The organism is Micromonospora sp. NPDC049089 (assembly GCF_040648775.1).
In the GTDB taxonomy this organism is placed as follows: Bacteria; Actinomycetota; Actinomycetes; order Mycobacteriales; family Micromonosporaceae; genus Micromonospora.
On record NZ_JBEZEH010000184.1, the window covers coordinates 1 to 14,527 of the forward strand.

The following is a 14,527-nucleotide window of genomic DNA, read 5'->3' on the forward strand; positions in this document are numbered from 1 at the left end:
CGTCGATCATGGAGTTGTGGTGCCCAAGAAGAGCACTGGTGGGCGATTTGCCACCCACCACAACTCCATGATCGACGGCGTTAGCGGGCGTCGATCTCGTTGATCTTTTCGGCGCCGAAGGTCTCTCTGAGGAGGCGCACCGCCTGCTCCTCGCTGGACTCCCGGGCGGTCTTCTCGTCGATGATCTCGTCCAACGGCTCGTCGCCCGGGTCGAACCCCTCGAAGGCCGGGGTCGCCGCCGGTGCCGCGCCGCCAGGCCGGCCGCCGGCCCTCGTCGGGCCGTCGAAGTCCGGGTCGTAGGGGGGCTCGCCGGCCCATTCGGCGTCCGCGACGGGCCGGGCTGCCGCTCCGGTACGCGCACCGCGCCCCGCCGCCGCCGCGCGAGCCGCGGCGATGGCGCTGCTCACCGGCGCACCACCGGCTGTCGCCGGCTGCCGGGCCGCCGGTGTCGGGTTACCCCGCCCACCCGGCTTACCGCCACCGGCCGCCGCCCCGGGCCCACCCGAACCACCGGGTCCGGTGCCGTTCGCGCCACCGCCGTTCGGGCCGCCGCCGTTCGGGCCGCCGCCGTTGGTGCCGCTGCCATTCCCGGCGTTCCCGTACCCGGTGCTGCCGTTCGCGCCGGTCGACGCCGGTGCGGAGTGCGGGCTCGACTCGTTTCCAGCGGACGCGCCGCCAGGTCGGGCGGCCTCCGGCCAGTCCTCGTCATCAGTAGCCTCGGCGGCGAGGCCACCACCACCTGGGCGGGCCGCCTCCGGCCAGTCGCCGTCGTCGTCCGCCGCCGGGGCGGACGGCGCTGCGCCCCGCCCACCAGCACCGTGACCACCAGCACCGTGACCAGTGGAACCCGCACCGACACCGGCACGCGAGGCCGAGCCGGCAGCGCCGCTCGGGTTCGCGGCGGTCGGCGAGTCGTTCGTCGGCCCGGCGGTCGGGGCGTTGGGTGGCCCACTTCCAGGCCCGGCGGGATTCGCACCTGGCGCTGCGTTCGAGCCTGACCCAGCGGTCGAGCCAGGCGCGTCATTCGAGCCGGGCGCGGCGCTGAAGCCATGCGCCGCGCTCGAACTTGGCGCAGCGGTCGAGCCAGATGTGTTCGACCCTGACGCTGCATTCGAGCCGAGCGCGGCATTCGAGCCAGGCGCAGCGCCCAAGCCAGGCGCGTCATTCGAGCCGGGCGCGTCATTCGAGCCGGGCGCGGGGTTCGAGCCGGGCGCGGGGTTCGAGCCGGGCGCGGCAGTCGACCCAGGCGCAGCGTTCAAGCCAGGCGCGGGGTTCGAGCCAGGCGCGGCGCTCGAGCCGGGTGCGGCGCTCGAGCCGGGTGCGGCGCTCGAGCCGGGTGCGGCGGTCGGGCCAGGCGGGGCTGGAGGCGCGCTCGTCGGGCCTGCGGCAGTCGGGTTCGCGGCGGCGGGCGGGTCGGACGGGGCTGGGGGCGCGGCGGGTCGGGGCGGTGCGGTCTGCGGTGCGCGCGACGAGCCGGACAGCGACACGCCTCCGCGCTCGCCGGCCACCTCGCACCGGATCTGCCAGCGCCCGCCCAACTCCTCGTAGAGCGCGTCGGTGAGCACCGCCGCGTGGTCGGCCATCATCTTGGCCAGCACTGTGGACTTCACCGTCAGCACCAGCGTGTCGCCGTCGAGTTCGCGGACCACCGCGTCGCGCATCAGGGCGGCGATCCGCTTGTTGGTCCGGTTGACCTTGCCGACCACGTCTGGCCAGACGCGGCGGACCGCTACCGCGTCCAGCGCGGCGGCCGGTGCTCCGGGTCGGGGCGGCGCGGGCGTGGCCGGGTCGGGAAGCACCGCCGACGGTGGCACCACGCGACGCGGGGCCGGGCCGGCGGGCGAGACGGGTACGGCCTGGTCAGCGGTTGCCGGACCGGTCGACGCGCCGGGCGAGGCCGGGATCGGCGAGTCGGCCGGCGAGACGTACGAGGCCGGTGTGCCGGAGGTCGGAGCGGGTGCCTCGGTGACCGGAGCAGCCGGGGCGGGAGCGCTCTGGGCCGGGGACGCCGCCGGGTCGACGTCCCACGGCGGTGCCGAGGTGGGGGCGTTCGCGGGTGCCGGGGTGGCGGCAGCCGGGACCGGGGTGGCTGGCTGTGGGCGTACCCCTGGGTGGTTGGTTGGCGCGGAGCCGGCGGCGGCCGACGGCGCGTCGCTGCCGCCCACTGTGAGCCGGCGTTCCATCCGTTCCAGGCGCTGGAGCAGGCCGCCGGTGGAGTCGTCCGCGCCGGGCAGCAACATCCGGGCGCAGATCAGCTCCAGCAGCAGGCGGGGCGCTGTGGTGCCGCGCATCTCGACCAGGCCGTTGTGCACAATGTCGGCGCAGCGGGAGAGCGTTGCCGAGCCGAGCTGCGAGGCCTGGGCTGCCATCCGCTCGATCTGGTCGGCCGGGCCGTCGATCAGACCCTTCGCGGCGGCGTCCGGCACCTGCTGGATCACGATCAGGTCGCGCAGCCGTTCCAGCAGGTCGGAGGCGAACCGGCGCATGTCGTGCCCGGCCTCGGCGACCCGGTCGACGGTGGCGTACGCGGCCGCGCCGTCACCGGCGGCCAGCGCGTCGCACATCTCGTCGATCAGCGCCGAGTCGGTGACGCCAAGCAGCGCGACGGCCCGGGCGTAGCTGACTCCCTCCGCGCCGGCGCCGGCGATGAGCTGGTCGAGCACGGAGAGGCTGTCCCGCATGCTGCCGCCACCGGCGCGGACCACCAGCGGAAAGACCGCCGGCTCGACGGCGACGCCCTCGGCCTGGGTGAGCTGTTCCAGGTACGGGCGGACCACCTTCGGCGGAAACAGCCGGAACGGGTAGTGGTGGGTACGCGACCGGATCGTGCCGAGGACCTTCTCCGGCTCGGTGGTGGCGAAGATGAACTTGACGTACTCCGGGGGCTCCTCGACCAGCTTGAGCAGGGCGTTGAAGCCCTGGGTCGAGACCATGTGCGCCTCGTCGATGATGTAGATCTTGAAGCGGCTGCTGGCCGGCGCGAAGAAGGCGCGCTCGCGCAGCTCGCGGGCGTCGTCGACACCGCCGTGGCTGGCCGCGTCGATCTCGATCACGTCGATCGAGCCGGCGCCGTCGGCGGCCAACGAGCGGCAGGAGTCACACTTGCCGCACGGCTCGGGCGTGGGGCCCTGCTCACAGTTGAGCGAGCGGGCCATGATCCGGGCGCTGGTGGTCTTGCCGCAGCCTCGGGGGCCGGAGAAGAGGTAGGCGTGGTTGAGCCGTCCGCTGCGCAGCGCCTGCGACAGCGGCTCGGTCACGTGCTCCTGACCGATGACCTCAGCGAAGGTACGCGGCCGGTACTTGCGGTAGAGCGCCAGCGTCACTCGTCCCGCCTCCTCTCGACCGAGCCATTCTGCGCCGGTCGGGCGCGGGTGACCACCCACCACCCCGGGCGCCTGGGGCTTCAGCCTTGATCGACCGGGCCACCAGGGCTTGATCGACTCGGCTTCCTGGAAACCGCGGTGTCCGCATGGCCGGGACACCGCGACATCAGGGATGCCGAGTGGATCAACCGGCCCACAGACAAAAAGGCCTCCCGTGCACCCGGCAGAGCTCGCTTATCCTTGCTGCCTTCCGGCCCTGGGGAGGTTCACGAGATACCGCCGCACGGGAGGTGACGCCCAGCCTACCCGACCGCCTGTCGATCTTCAGGGGGTGGTGGGGTGGCCCGGCCGACACGGGCCTGTATCCTGGCTCGCGGAGGATTCGCCTAGAGGCCTAGGGCGCACGCTTGGAAAGCGTGTTGGGTTTACACCCTCACGAGTTCGAATCTCGTATCCTCCGCTCGCGTGAGCAGCACCAACGACAGGGCCGGCCCTAACGGGACCGGCCCTGAATCGTCAGGAGCCGTCGCGCAGATCGCCCAGACGCTCTGCCCGGAACGTGATCTCGTCGAAGGTCACGCTGCACCCCTCACCGGTCGGGGACTGGCCCGCGAAGCCGATCCGGTCGCGAGACGCGTCGGGGTCGAGGAGGAAGACGCGGATCAGCTGCCAGGTCTCACCGTCGACCGAGGCGTGGTACGCGTAGACCCCGTCGACCCGGGAGACCCGCAGCCACACCGACCGGTCGGGTACGACGAAGGCGTTCGCGTCGTCGGCGACGCCTCGGCAGATGACCGACACGATCATCGGGTCGCCCGCCGGGGAGAACTCGAAGCACAGCTTGGCCCAGCGCCGCTCGTCGAGCCACAGCAGGAGCACACCGGCATCGAAGGTGGCGGCGAAGTCCACGCTGACCCGGGCGCTGAACTGGAAGTCCCCCGTCGGCAGGTCCCCGAGCAGCGTCGCGGCGTTGAGCGTCGACTCGGCGCTGACCGTGGTGGTTCCGGCCGCGTCGGCGGCACCGGTGCTGGGGTCGATGAAGATGTCCGTGAGCGGCTGCGCCTCGACCGCCACGGTGCCGGCCGCCTCGTCGACCCGCCACAGCTCGGCCGACGAGGGCACGAGCGGGAACGGCACACCGGGAACGCTCAGTTGACTGACCATGGCCAGGACCGTACAACGGTCGCCCTGCTCGCCGATGCCCACTGATCGAGCAGGGCCCGGCACGTCCACCCTCCGGCCGGTACCGTCCCAGGCACCGACGGCGGGGAGCCCCGTCGTACACATGTTCTATCCACAGGCTGTGGACGACCGGAGGTTCCATGGCTTACCAGCTCAGCGCGGTGGTCGCGGACGTTGAGCTGCTCCGCGAGCAGACCGCCGAGCTGGATCACGCGGTCCTCGGCGGGCTGCGCCAGGACTTCGCGTTGCTGCCGGTCACCCCGCAGTTGGTGATCGAGCTGACCGGGTCGTTGCCGGATTTCGCCACTGACGACCGGAGCGCCGCGCGTCCGTTCGGCCTGGTGTTGTCGACGGCGCTGGTCGAGGTGCTGACCCGCTGGTCACAGTTGGGGCCGGTGGCCTATCTGGAGGCGGAGTTCGGTGGTGGGGTCGGCTACCAGTCGGCAGCGGTGTGGTTGGGCGGGGCACTGTCCTGGGGCCCGTGCTTCGACGACGAGTTGAGCGCGCCGCGCGAGCAGTGGCCGATCAACGGCGCGCTCAGCCAGCTCGGCGTGGAGCCCGGCACCTGGATCGACAGGTTCGCCGAACTGGGGTTGCACCTGGAGCGGAGCACCGAGGGCTGGCTGGCGCACGGGCGGCGTCGACTCAGCGCCGACTACTGGGACGAGCTGGTCGAACAGTGGGAAAACCAGTAATCCGGCGTTCGGTAGCAACCTGAACGCTCCCGTTCCGTTGGGGGACTGGGGGATTCCATGAAATTGCGACAATTTGCGTTTATCGCCGCACTGATGACGGCTGCCTCGATCGCGGGCAGCGGCGTACCGCCTACCAGGTCGATTCCGAACGGCCGGCCCGCCGGCAACGTGGAGATCATCGACCTGAACGGCCTCAGCAACATCGAGTTCGGTGCCACCGAGGACGAGCTGACCCGACGCGGCATCCTGCGTACCAGCCTGGACGCCTGCGGGCCGATGCTCGCTGGCCACGACACGGTCAGCCCGGTCTTCGTGGAAGACAAACTCGTGCTGCTCTGGGTCGGCGACCCGATGCGGACACCGGAGGGCATAACGGCGGGCTCGCCCGTCGACGAGGTCTGGGACCGCTACCCGGAGGTCAGCCGGTTACGAGCTCCACAGGGGACACACCGACTCGACGGGTTACTCGCCCGCAGCGGCGACCGCGCGTACCTGTTCCTGCACGACGGGCGCACTGTCCGAAAAACCATAGCCGGGTACGCGGACTGGGCCCGCCGCCTCTTCAACGAGGGGACGGGCCCGTGCTGAACAGCTCATCTCCCCCTCTCGGCACATCCTACCGGCGATAAAAGACCGATCGGTACAGAAATTTGTGGACCCCGTCGGCGGTTGCTACGGTCGGATACGTACCGCTCGGTACAGAACTGCAGGAGGCCCGGCCGGCCGCACACCATCACACCCCGACAGAGGAGATCCATCGTGGGACAGCTCGACGGCAAGACCGCCCTCGTCACCGGGGGCACCACGGGCATCGGCCTGGCCGCCGCCCGCCGCTTCGCCGCCGAAGGCGCGTACGTCTTCGTCACCGGCCGCCGCAAGGGCCCGGTGGACGAGGCCGTCGCCAGCATCGGCGCGAACGTCACCGGCATCGCCAGCGATGTCAGCAAGCTCGACGACCTGGACCGGGTGATGCGGGCGATCGAGGAACGGGGCGCCGGGCTGGACGTGGTGTTCGCCAACGCCGGCGGCGGAGAGTTCCGGTCGCTCGAATCGATCACGGTCGAGCACGTGGCCAGCACCTTCGACACCAACATCTACGGCACCATCTTCACCGTGCAGAAGGCCCTGCCCCTGCTCAACGAGGGCGCGTCGATCGTGCTCACCGGCTCGACAGCCGCGAGCAACGGCACGCCCGCGTTCAGCGTCTACGCGGCGTCCAAGGCGGCCATCCGCTCGTTCGGCCGCACCTGGGCCGCCGAGCTGATCGGCCGGAAGATCCGGGTCAACACCCTGGTGCCCGGCTCGACCGAGACCCCCGGGCTCGCCGGCCTCGCACCCAGCCCCGCCGAGGCCCCCGGGCTGCTGAAGACCATCGCCTCGGGCGTACCCATGCAGCGCATGGCACACCCGGACGAGATCGCCAACGCCGCGCTCTTCCTCGCCTCCGACCAGAGCAGCTTCATGACCGGCGGCGAGTTGTTCGTCGACGGCGGCGAGCAGCAGCTCTGACGCGAGAACGCCCGGTCGATCCTCGCGGATCGACCGGGCGTTTCAGCACTACAGAGCGGTGGCGGAGGGATTTGAACCCTCGGAGGGCGTTAACCCTCACACGCTTTCGAGGCGTGCTCCTTAGGCCGCTCGGACACGCCACCGCCGACGAGGGTACAGGACCGCCGGTTCCGACGCCGAACCGGTATCGCCCGGGCCGGCCTGGCAGGATCTTTGCCATGAGTACGCACATCGGCGCGAAGCCGGGCGAGATCGCCGAGCGGGTCCTGATGCCGGGTGACCCCCTGCGGGCCAAGTGGATCGCGGAGACCTACCTCGAGGGCGCTACCTGCTACTCGACGGTTCGGGGCATGCTGGGTTTCACCGGCCGCTGGAACGGCGTCGAGGTTTCCGTCCAGGGCTCCGGCATGGGCATGCCGTCAGCCTCCATCTACGCCCACGAGCTGATCAACGAGTACGGCGTGAAGACGCTGATCCGGGTCGGCTCCTGTGGTGCCCTCAGCACCGACCTGCAACTGCGGGACGTGGTGGCCGCGATCGGGTCGTCCACCGACTCGAACATGAACCGGATGCGCTTCGACGGGCTGATCGACTACGCCCCGGTGGCCGACTTCGGGCTGCTGCGTACGTCGGTCGAGGTGGCCGAGCGGCGTGGCATCACCATGCACGTGGGGCCGATCCTGGCGGCGGACGCCTTCTACACCGACCGGCCGGACCTGTACGACACCCTCGCCGACTACGGCGTGCTGGCGGTGGAGATGGAGTCGGCGGCGCTCTACACGATCGCCGCCCGGTTCAAGGCCCGCGCGCTGACCGTGTTGACCGTCAGCGACCACATCAAGACCGGTGAGAAGACCACCTCGGAAGAGCGCGAGCAGACCTTCAGCCAGATGGTCGAGATCGCCCTCGACACGATCATCGCCTGACCTGTTCGGGCGGCAATGCCGCGAAGAGCGTGATGACTGTGAGGCATCAAGATGACTCATAGTCATCACGCTCTTTCGCATCAGACCGCCGGGGCGCAGAACGTCAGACGGCGGCCAGTGCCTTCAGACGGCTGCCAGCGCCTCTCAGCGGAAGAACGCGCGCAGGACGCTGGCGGTCTCGGCCTCCAGCACCCCGCCGTAGACCTCGGGTCTGTGGTTGAGCCGACGGTCCCGCAGCACGTCCCAGAGCGATCCGGCAGCGCCGGTCTTGGGCTCCCAGGCACCGAACACGACTGTGGAGACCCGGGCCAGTACCAGCGCCCCGGCGCACATGGTGCACGGTTCGAGGGTGACCACCAGGGTGCAGCCGTCCAGCCGCCACCGACCGGTGCGCTCGGCGCCCCGGCGCAGCGCCAGCACCTCGGCGTGGGCGGTGGGGTCACCGGTCAGCTCGCGCTCGTTGCGTCCGGTGGCCAATTCGGCGCCGTCCGGCCCGTAGAGCACCGCCCCCACCGGCACGTCGTCGACGTCGGTGCTGACCGTGTCGTCGACGGGTGGACCGGCGACGGCCACCTCCAGGGCACGGCGCATCCACAGCTCGTGCCGCTGTCGTCGGCCGACCTCGCCCAGGTCGGCCAGGCCCTCGTGCGCGCCGGGCCCGGCGCGGCGCACCGCGCCGGGGGTCGGCTGGCCCGGTCGGATCGACTCCAGCGACGGATCGGTGGCGTCGGCCGGCTCAGACCTCACGCAGCTCCTCGACCTCGTCGGCGCAGCCGAGCACCTGGCAGATCTCGACTGTGACGTCCGCCGGCATCATCCCCTCGTGGGTGCAGAGGGTCAGCAGCTTCTGCGCGGAGATGCCCAGGTTGGCCAGCAGGTCGGCGTCGCCGACCGGATCGGCCTCCGGGTCGACGACGGGCTGCTCGGTCTCCTCGTCACCGGTGCTCACCGGGCGTGGCTCGTCGTCGCCGTCGAGCCCCGTGACCGAGGTCTTCAGGTCACCGACCAGCAGCGACCCGAGCTGCGACTCCTCCGCGTACGCGGAGTCCGAACCGAAGACCCGCAGGTCCTCGCCCTCGTCGAGGCGCAGGATCACCAGGTAGGCGTCGTCGGCCTCGACGAAGAGCAGCGACACGTCGGCCTCCAGGTCGACGTCACGCAGCCGGTCGGCAACCTCGTCGATGTCGGTGGCGCCACGCAGGCTGACCTCGGCGGCGGTCCAGCCACTGTCGTCGCGCACCACGGCCGCAGCGAAGTACGACACGGTCCCCCCAATAGCCTCGACACAGCGTCGACTCGTTACGCGTGCACGTTAGCCGGTCGGGTCGGCGGGCGACCCGTCAACGCCCCGAAGGGCGGGTCATTCCTGACAAAGTCGGATCAGCCGACGACTCGACGGCGGGTGGCGATGAGCTGGCGCAGACGCTCGGTGCGCTGCCGCTGCGGTCGGCTGCGTTGGCGGACCGCCCGGGCGCCCGCCAACTCGGCCAGCAACTGCAGTCGACGGCGATTGCGATCGGGATCCTGCCGGGGAGTGGTCCAGGCCATAGTTGCGAGCGTGCCGAGTCTCGGCGGCCACGTCAAGACGGCGTTCGCTACGCAGCCAACCGGGCACACGGTGCAGTCACCGAGCACCGTTTCGGGGCCCGTCCGCGCCGGTCACCACAGCGGCCAGTCACCACTGGTGGCCCAGCGGACCGCCACCACCGCGGCGGCGATGCTCCACCCACCCGCCGTGACGATGGCGACCCCGGTGGCCACCCCTCGGTCGCCAAAGCGCACCAGCACCAGGGCGGTGGCCCAGGCCAGCAAGCCGGCGAACACCGTCCACCACGCGTAGCTGGCCACGTCGGTGCCGAGCAGGCCGAACAGCAGCAGCCAACCGGCCGCCACGCCGCCTCCGGCGGCGACACCAGCGCCGGTGACCGGGTGCGGCTCGCGGTAGGTGGGCCGTGGCGGTGGCCCGGAGGGGAAGAGACCCGACGGGGTACGCGGAACCGGGCGGGCGGCGCCGAAATCCGGGCCAGGTTCGGGTCGGGCAATGGTCACCGTCGCTGCCCTCCCTCACGCGTGCCGCTCGTGCCCACGGTACCGGCTCTGCCAGGATGACCGGATGTCCTCGCCGACGATCAGCCGCCGCGCTCGTCCGGCGTACCCGATCCTGCTGTTGCTCGCCCCGGTGCTGGCTGCCGGCTGCGCGACCACCCGGCCGGGGGTGCCCGACGGTGCCGCGCCGACGCCACAGTCGGTCTGGGCGACCGCCGACCAGCCGGCGTCGCAGCCGCCCACGCCGGCGGCGACCGACCCGGCCTCCCCGGCGCCGTCGGCGGCCAGGCCGTCAGCGACGGCACCCCGCGCGGGGCTGAAGCATGTCTTTCCGGTACGCGCCGACAACGTCGACTACCACCCGACGCACGGGGCGTACCCGGCGACGGACCTCTTCGCCGACTGCGGCGAGCCGTTCGTGGCGGTGACCGACGGGACGGTGCTGGAGGTGAGCCGAGTGGACCGGTACCGCAAGCGTGGGCCGCAGGGCCCGGACAACGGCGGCCTGTCGGTCGCCCTGCTCGGGGACGACGGGGTGCGCTACTACGGCTCGCACCTGAGCGTCGTGACCGGCGGCATCGACGCCGGGGTGCGGGTCCGCGCCGGGCAGCAGCTCGGCAAGGTGGGCCGCACGGGCAACGCGAACAACGTGTGTCATGTGCACTTCGGCATCTCGCCGGCGTGCGCGGGCAAGGACGGCTGGTGGATCCGGCGCGGGGTGATCTGGCCGGCGCGTTACCTGGACTCCTGGCGGCGCGGCGGCAACCGGGAGCCGGCCACCGAGGTCACCGCGTGGCAACGCAAGCGCGGTTGCCCGAAGGCGCCCTGACATGGCTCGCGCGAGAGATCCCATCGCCGACCTGCGCCGGATCGCCTTCCTGTTGGAACGGGCGAACGAGGCCACCTACCGGGTGCGCGCGTTCCGATCGGCGGCGAAGGCGCTGGCCGGCATGCCTGCGGCCGAGCTGACCGAACGGGCCGGCAACGGCACGCTCACCGAACTGGCCGGGGTCGGTGACGTCACGGCCCGTTGCGTGGCGGAGTCCCTCGCCGGTGAGGAACCGGTCTACCTCCGCCGTCTGGTGGCGACCGAGGGCAGCGACCTGGACGCCGAGGCCACGGCGCTCCGCGCCGCCCTGCGCGGCGACTGTCACACCCACTCGGACTGGTCCGACGGCGGCTCACCCATCGAGGAGATGGCGTTGGCCGCTGTGGAGTTGGGCCACGAGTACCTGGTGCTGACCGACCACTCGCCCCGGCTGACGGTGGCCCGAGGGCTGACCGCGGAGCGGCTGCGCCGGCAGCTCGACCATGTGGCGCAGGTGAACGCGGCGCTGCCCGAGGGTTTCCGGATCCTCACCGGGATCGAGGTGGACATCCTCGCCGACGGTTCCCTGGACCAGGACGACGACCTGTTGGCGCGGCTCGACGTGGTGGTCGGGTCGGTGCACAGCGGCCTGAAGGACGAGCGGTCGAAGATGACCCGGCGCATGCTGAAGGCGGTCGCCAATCCGCACCTGGACATCCTCGGGCACGTCACCGGCCGGATGGTGTCGTCCCGCCCGGCCGGGGTGACCGGTCCGGGCGATCGGGGGCACCGCGCGCGGACCAGAGCGGAGAGCGACTTCGACGCGGACGCCGTCTTCGCCGCCTGCGCCGAGCACGACACCGCCGTCGAGATCAACTCTCGGCCGGAGCGGCAGGACCCGCCGAAGCGCCTGATCCGTCGCGCCCTGGAGGCCGGCTGCCGGTTCGCCATCAACACCGACGCGCACGCGCCCGGTCAACTCGACTGGCAACGGTTCGGCTGCGAACGCGCCGCCCTCTGCGGCGTCCCCGCCGACCGCGTGATCAACACCTGGTCGGCGGAGCAACTGGTGGCCTGGACGCACACCCGCACCTGACCCCCGGCGCTGATCGAAACTGTGGTCAGTCAGCTGCGGACGGGTTCGGCGGCGGGTGTGGCGGGAGCGCCGACGCCGACGACCGGGCTGCTCCGGCGACGACTGAACATCCCCTGCGAGACCGCGACCCCGAGCAGCACGATCAGCGCGCCGACCGGCTGGTGCCAGTTGAGTCGTTCGTCGAGCGCCAGCGCACCGATCAGCACCGCGAAGATCGGGACCAGGTACGTGACAGTGGACGCGGTGCTCGCGCCGGCCAGCCGGATGTTGCGCATGTTGATCACGAACGCGAGCCCGGTGCCGAGTGCGCCGAGGGTCAGCACGCTTGCCACCACCCCCGCCGACAGCTCCGTGGGCAGCGGCGGCAGGCCGGCGACGAAGGGGGCGACGATGGCCAGCTGCGCGGCCGCGAGCAGCAGTTGCGCGGTGGAGAGCGACAAGCCTGAGTACGCGCTGTCGGCGACGAACCGCTTCTGGTACGGGATGGCCACGCCGTAGCAGGCCGCCGCACCGAAGCACATCAGCTGCCCCGTGAAGTGCGCTCCGCCGATGCCCTCCCAGACCCCGAGCACCACCAGCACCCCGACGAAGCCCAACCCGAGCCCGACCGCACGGCGCGCTGTGAGCCGCTCGGTGCGGAAGACCAGCACCGCCAGCGGCAGCACGATCAGCGGCGTGGTGGCGTTCCAGATGCCGGCCAGCATCGACTCGACCCGCTGCTCGCCGTAGCCGAAGAGGGTGAACGGCACGGCCACGCCGAAGGCGGCGACGACGGTCAGGTGCGCCCAGACCCGAGGCTCGTGGGGCAGCCGGTCGCGCAGCACTGCGAGGACCACCAGCAGGGTCAACGCGCCGGCGACGACCCGGTAGAGGGTGAGTTGGACCGGGTGCAGCTCGGCCACCCCGACCTTGATGAAAAGAAAGCTGGAACCCCAGATCGCGGCGAGGGCGACAAAGCCGGGCAGCCAGGCGCGGGCCGGCGCCTTGTCAGGAGTGGTATCGGTGTTCACCCCTGACACTCTGCCGCAACCGTACGACAAAGTCGCGCGCCTTTCGGCAGTCACGCCGTGCCTGAACCCGCAGCTCCAACACGACAAACGTCAGCGACACGGGGGTGGGGTGGTCACGTAGGGTCGCAGCGTGGGACGAATTGATGAACTCGCCAACCGCTACGTGGCCGAGTGGGCGCCGTTGAGCCCCACCGGCGCGACCTTCGTCGGCATCGCCGGCCATGACGACCAGCTCGACGACCTCTCGCCCGACGGCTACGGTGCGCGCGCGGACCTCACCCGCCGGACCCTGGCCGAGCTGGAGGTGACCGAGCCGGAAAACGAATCGGAACGGACCGCCAAGGAGGCCATGCAGGAGCGGCTCGGCCTGGACCTTGCCCGGTACGACGCCGGTGAGGTGACCAGCGAGGTCAGCGTGATCACCAGCGGGCTGCACGAGATCCGCATGGTGTTCGACCTGATGCCCACCGCGACCAGCGACGAGAAGGCCAACATCGCCGCCCGGCTCAACGGCTTCGGTGCCGCGCTGGAGGGCTACAAGACCACGCTGCGCGAGGCGCTCGCCGCCGGTGAGGTCAGCTCGAAGGTGCAGTTGGTCGAGGTGGCCAAGCAGTGCGACATCTGGGTCGACCCGACCGGTGACAACTTCTTCCACGGGCTGGTCGAGCGGCTCGGGGCGGAGGGCACGCTCGGGGCGGAACTGCGCCGGGGTGCGGCGGCGGCGACCGCCGCGACCGCCGAGTTCGGCCAGTTCCTGCGTACCGAGATGGCCCCGCACGGGCGGGACAAGCAGGCCGCCGGTCGGGAGCGCTACGAGCTCGCCTCGCAGTACTTTCTCGGCGCCAAGGTCGACCTGGACGAGACGTACGCCTGGGGCTTCGCCGAGCTGGCCCGCCTGGAGGCGGAGATGCGGGTCGTGGCGGGGCGCATCGCCGGCTCCGGTGCCACCGTCGACGAGGCCGTGACCACGTTGGACGCCGACCCGGCCCGGACCATCCAGGGCAAGGAGGCATTCCGGGACTGGATGCAGGCGCTGGCCGACAAGGCGATCAGCGAACTGCACGGCACCCACTTCGACATCCCCGAGCAGGTCCGCCGCATCGAGTGCTGCCTCGCCCCGACCAGCGACGGTGCCATCTACTACACCGGCCCGAGCGAGGACTTCTCCCGCCCGGGTCGGATGTGGTGGGCGGTGCCGCAGGGCATCAGCGACTTCTCCACCTGGCGAGAGGTGACGACGGTCTACCACGAGGGCGTGCCGGGTCACCACCTCCAGGTGGCGCAGACCGCCGTCCGGGCCGACCTGCTCAACCGCTGGCAGCGGCTGCTCTGCTGGGTCTCCGGGCACGGTGAGGGCTGGGCGCTCTACTCGGAGCGGCTGATGGACGAGTTGGGCTACCTGGAGGATCCGGGCGACAAGCTGGGCATGCTCGACGGCCAGGCGATGCGCGCGGCACGGGTCATCGTGGACATCGGCATGCACCTGGAGCTGGAGATCCCGAAGGACAATCCGTTCGGTTTCCACCCGGGCGAGCGGTGGACGCCCGAGCTGGGCTGGGAGTTCATGCGGGCGCACTGCCGGGTTCCGGACGAGAACCTGCGCTTCGAGCTGAACCGCTACCTGGGTTGGCCGGGGCAGGCGCCGTCGTACAAGGTGGGTGAGCGGATCTGGCTCCAGGCCCGCGAGGACGCCAAGGCCCGCAAGGGCGCCGATTTCGACCTGCGGGAGTTCCACCGGCAGGCGTTGGACCTGGGCGCCCTGGGTCTCGACCCGCTGCGCCGGGCGCTGGCCCGACTCTGAGTCGCTGATGGCTCCCGGTGCTGGCGGCTCGTCTTACCGCCACACCGGGAGCCATCGGAGCGGGTGTCGTTGAAACGAGGGCCAGTGGCAACGACGGCCGGGCGGGCAGCGTGTGACAGGTGACGTACGCC

Annotated in this window: 14 protein-coding genes, 2 tRNA genes and 1 other RNA gene; 8 read left to right on the forward strand and 9 right to left on the reverse strand. The window is 71.4% G+C overall.

The features are described 5' to 3' along the window. Positions 1-80: 80 nt before the first annotated feature. Positions 81-3,323 (reverse strand): DNA polymerase III subunit gamma and tau, encoded by a 3,243-nt coding sequence (locus AB0B48_RS25940; RefSeq protein WP_357206076.1) that lies wholly within the window; start codon positions 3,321-3,323, stop codon positions 81-83. Positions 3,324-3,526: 203 nt separating this feature from the next. Further along, positions 3,527-3,616, reverse strand: an RNA gene (gene ffs / locus AB0B48_RS25945) — signal recognition particle sRNA small type. 82 nt (positions 3,617-3,698) lie between these two features. Here ffs and AB0B48_RS25950 point away from each other — a divergent pair. Continuing rightward, positions 3,699-3,783 (forward strand) — tRNA-Ser (locus AB0B48_RS25950). Positions 3,784-3,839: 56 nt separating this feature from the next. Here the strand turns inward: AB0B48_RS25950 and AB0B48_RS25955 are convergent. Continuing rightward, positions 3,840-4,487, reverse strand: coding sequence for a DUF1349 domain-containing protein (locus AB0B48_RS25955; RefSeq protein ID WP_357206079.1), 648 nt, complete (start codon positions 4,485-4,487; stop codon positions 3,840-3,842). 158 nt (positions 4,488-4,645) lie between these two features. On the opposite strand from AB0B48_RS25955, the gene AB0B48_RS25960 reads away from it, so the two are divergent. The 3 genes from AB0B48_RS25960 (at position 4,646) to AB0B48_RS25970 (ending at position 6,709) form a co-directional block, all read left to right on the forward strand. Beyond that, on the forward strand, positions 4,646-5,200 hold the full coding sequence (locus AB0B48_RS25960; protein WP_357206082.1) for a hypothetical protein: 555 nt from the start codon (positions 4,646-4,648) through the stop codon (positions 5,198-5,200). A 93-nt stretch (positions 5,201-5,293) separates the two neighbouring features. Then, complete coding sequence (locus AB0B48_RS25965; protein ID WP_357206085.1) at positions 5,294-5,788, forward strand: hypothetical protein; 495 nt, start codon at positions 5,294-5,296, stop codon at positions 5,786-5,788. A 171-nt stretch (positions 5,789-5,959) separates the two neighbouring features. Next, positions 5,960-6,709: an SDR family oxidoreductase gene (locus tag AB0B48_RS25970; protein WP_357206088.1), complete on the forward strand. Its 750-nt coding sequence runs from the start codon at positions 5,960-5,962 to the stop codon at positions 6,707-6,709. Positions 6,710-6,765: 56 nt separating this feature from the next. Here the strand turns inward: AB0B48_RS25970 and AB0B48_RS25975 are convergent. Further along, positions 6,766-6,852: transfer RNA gene (locus AB0B48_RS25975), tRNA-Ser, on the reverse strand. Positions 6,853-6,927: 75 nt separating this feature from the next. On the opposite strand from AB0B48_RS25975, the gene deoD reads away from it, so the two are divergent. Next, complete coding sequence (gene deoD / locus AB0B48_RS25980; protein WP_074315244.1) at positions 6,928-7,635, forward strand: purine-nucleoside phosphorylase; 708 nt, start codon at positions 6,928-6,930, stop codon at positions 7,633-7,635. A gap of 144 nt (positions 7,636-7,779) precedes the next feature. Here the strand turns inward: deoD and AB0B48_RS25985 are convergent, their stop codons facing one another. The 4 genes from AB0B48_RS25985 to AB0B48_RS26000 form a co-directional block, all read right to left on the reverse strand. Further along, positions 7,780-8,226: a nucleoside deaminase gene (locus AB0B48_RS25985; RefSeq protein ID WP_357206104.1), complete on the reverse strand. Its 447-nt coding sequence runs from the start codon at positions 8,224-8,226 to the stop codon at positions 7,780-7,782. Between the two features lie 145 nt (positions 8,227-8,371). Further along, complete coding sequence (locus AB0B48_RS25990) at positions 8,372-8,899, reverse strand: tRNA adenosine deaminase-associated protein (RefSeq protein ID WP_355006056.1); 528 nt, start codon at positions 8,897-8,899, stop codon at positions 8,372-8,374. A gap of 116 nt (positions 8,900-9,015) precedes the next feature. Beyond that, on the reverse strand, positions 9,016-9,183 hold the full coding sequence (locus AB0B48_RS25995; RefSeq protein WP_167362451.1) for a hypothetical protein: 168 nt from the start codon (positions 9,181-9,183) through the stop codon (positions 9,016-9,018). A gap of 111 nt (positions 9,184-9,294) precedes the next feature. After that, the gene (locus AB0B48_RS26000) at positions 9,295-9,684 is read right to left on the reverse strand and encodes a hypothetical protein (protein WP_357206092.1); all 390 of its coding nucleotides are present in this window, start codon (positions 9,682-9,684) and stop codon (positions 9,295-9,297) included. 64 nt (positions 9,685-9,748) lie between these two features. On the opposite strand from AB0B48_RS26000, the gene AB0B48_RS26005 reads away from it, so the two are divergent. Together AB0B48_RS26005 and AB0B48_RS26010 are read left to right on the forward strand one after the other, a co-directional pair. Then, positions 9,749-10,510 (forward strand): peptidoglycan DD-metalloendopeptidase family protein, encoded by a 762-nt coding sequence (locus AB0B48_RS26005; RefSeq protein WP_357206095.1) that lies wholly within the window; start codon positions 9,749-9,751, stop codon positions 10,508-10,510. A gap of 1 nt (position 10,511) precedes the next feature. Next, on the forward strand, positions 10,512-11,585 hold the full coding sequence (locus AB0B48_RS26010; RefSeq protein WP_357206097.1) for a PHP domain-containing protein: 1,074 nt from the start codon (positions 10,512-10,514) through the stop codon (positions 11,583-11,585). A 29-nt stretch (positions 11,586-11,614) separates the two neighbouring features. Here the strand turns inward: AB0B48_RS26010 and AB0B48_RS26015 are convergent, their stop codons facing one another. Next, the gene (locus AB0B48_RS26015) at positions 11,615-12,595 is read right to left on the reverse strand and encodes a DMT family transporter (RefSeq protein ID WP_357206099.1); all 981 of its coding nucleotides are present in this window, start codon (positions 12,593-12,595) and stop codon (positions 11,615-11,617) included. Positions 12,596-12,725: 130 nt separating this feature from the next. Here AB0B48_RS26015 and AB0B48_RS26020 point away from each other — a divergent pair, with 130 nt between their 5' ends. Further along, a complete protein-coding gene (locus AB0B48_RS26020; RefSeq protein WP_357206101.1) occupies positions 12,726-14,396 on the forward strand; it encodes a DUF885 domain-containing protein in 1,671 nt (556 codons plus the stop codon). Positions 14,397-14,527: the final 131 nt, after the last annotated feature.

Bases quoted from the DNA above. Each gene is read 5' to 3' on its own strand.
- AB0B48_RS25955 (WP_357206079.1), bottom strand. From the start codon at position 4,487: ATGGTCAGTCAACTGAGCGTTCCCGGTGTGCCGTTCCCGCTCGTGCCC.
- AB0B48_RS25960 (WP_357206082.1), top strand. From the start codon at position 4,646: ATGGCTTACCAGCTCAGCGCGGTGGTCGCGGACGTTGAGCTGCTCCGC.
- AB0B48_RS25965 (WP_357206085.1), top strand. From the start codon at position 5,294: ATGACGGCTGCCTCGATCGCGGGCAGCGGCGTACCGCCTACCAGGTCG.
- deoD (WP_074315244.1), top strand. From the start codon at position 6,928: ATGAGTACGCACATCGGCGCGAAGCCGGGCGAGATCGCCGAGCGGGTC.
- AB0B48_RS25985 (WP_357206104.1), bottom strand. From the start codon at position 8,226: ATGCGCCGTGCCCTGGAGGTGGCCGTCGCCGGTCCACCCGTCGACGAC.
- AB0B48_RS25995 (WP_167362451.1), bottom strand. From the start codon at position 9,183: ATGGCCTGGACCACTCCCCGGCAGGATCCCGATCGCAATCGCCGTCGA.
- AB0B48_RS26005 (WP_357206095.1), top strand. From the start codon at position 9,749: ATGTCCTCGCCGACGATCAGCCGCCGCGCTCGTCCGGCGTACCCGATC.
- AB0B48_RS26010 (WP_357206097.1), top strand. From the start codon at position 10,512: ATGGCTCGCGCGAGAGATCCCATCGCCGACCTGCGCCGGATCGCCTTC.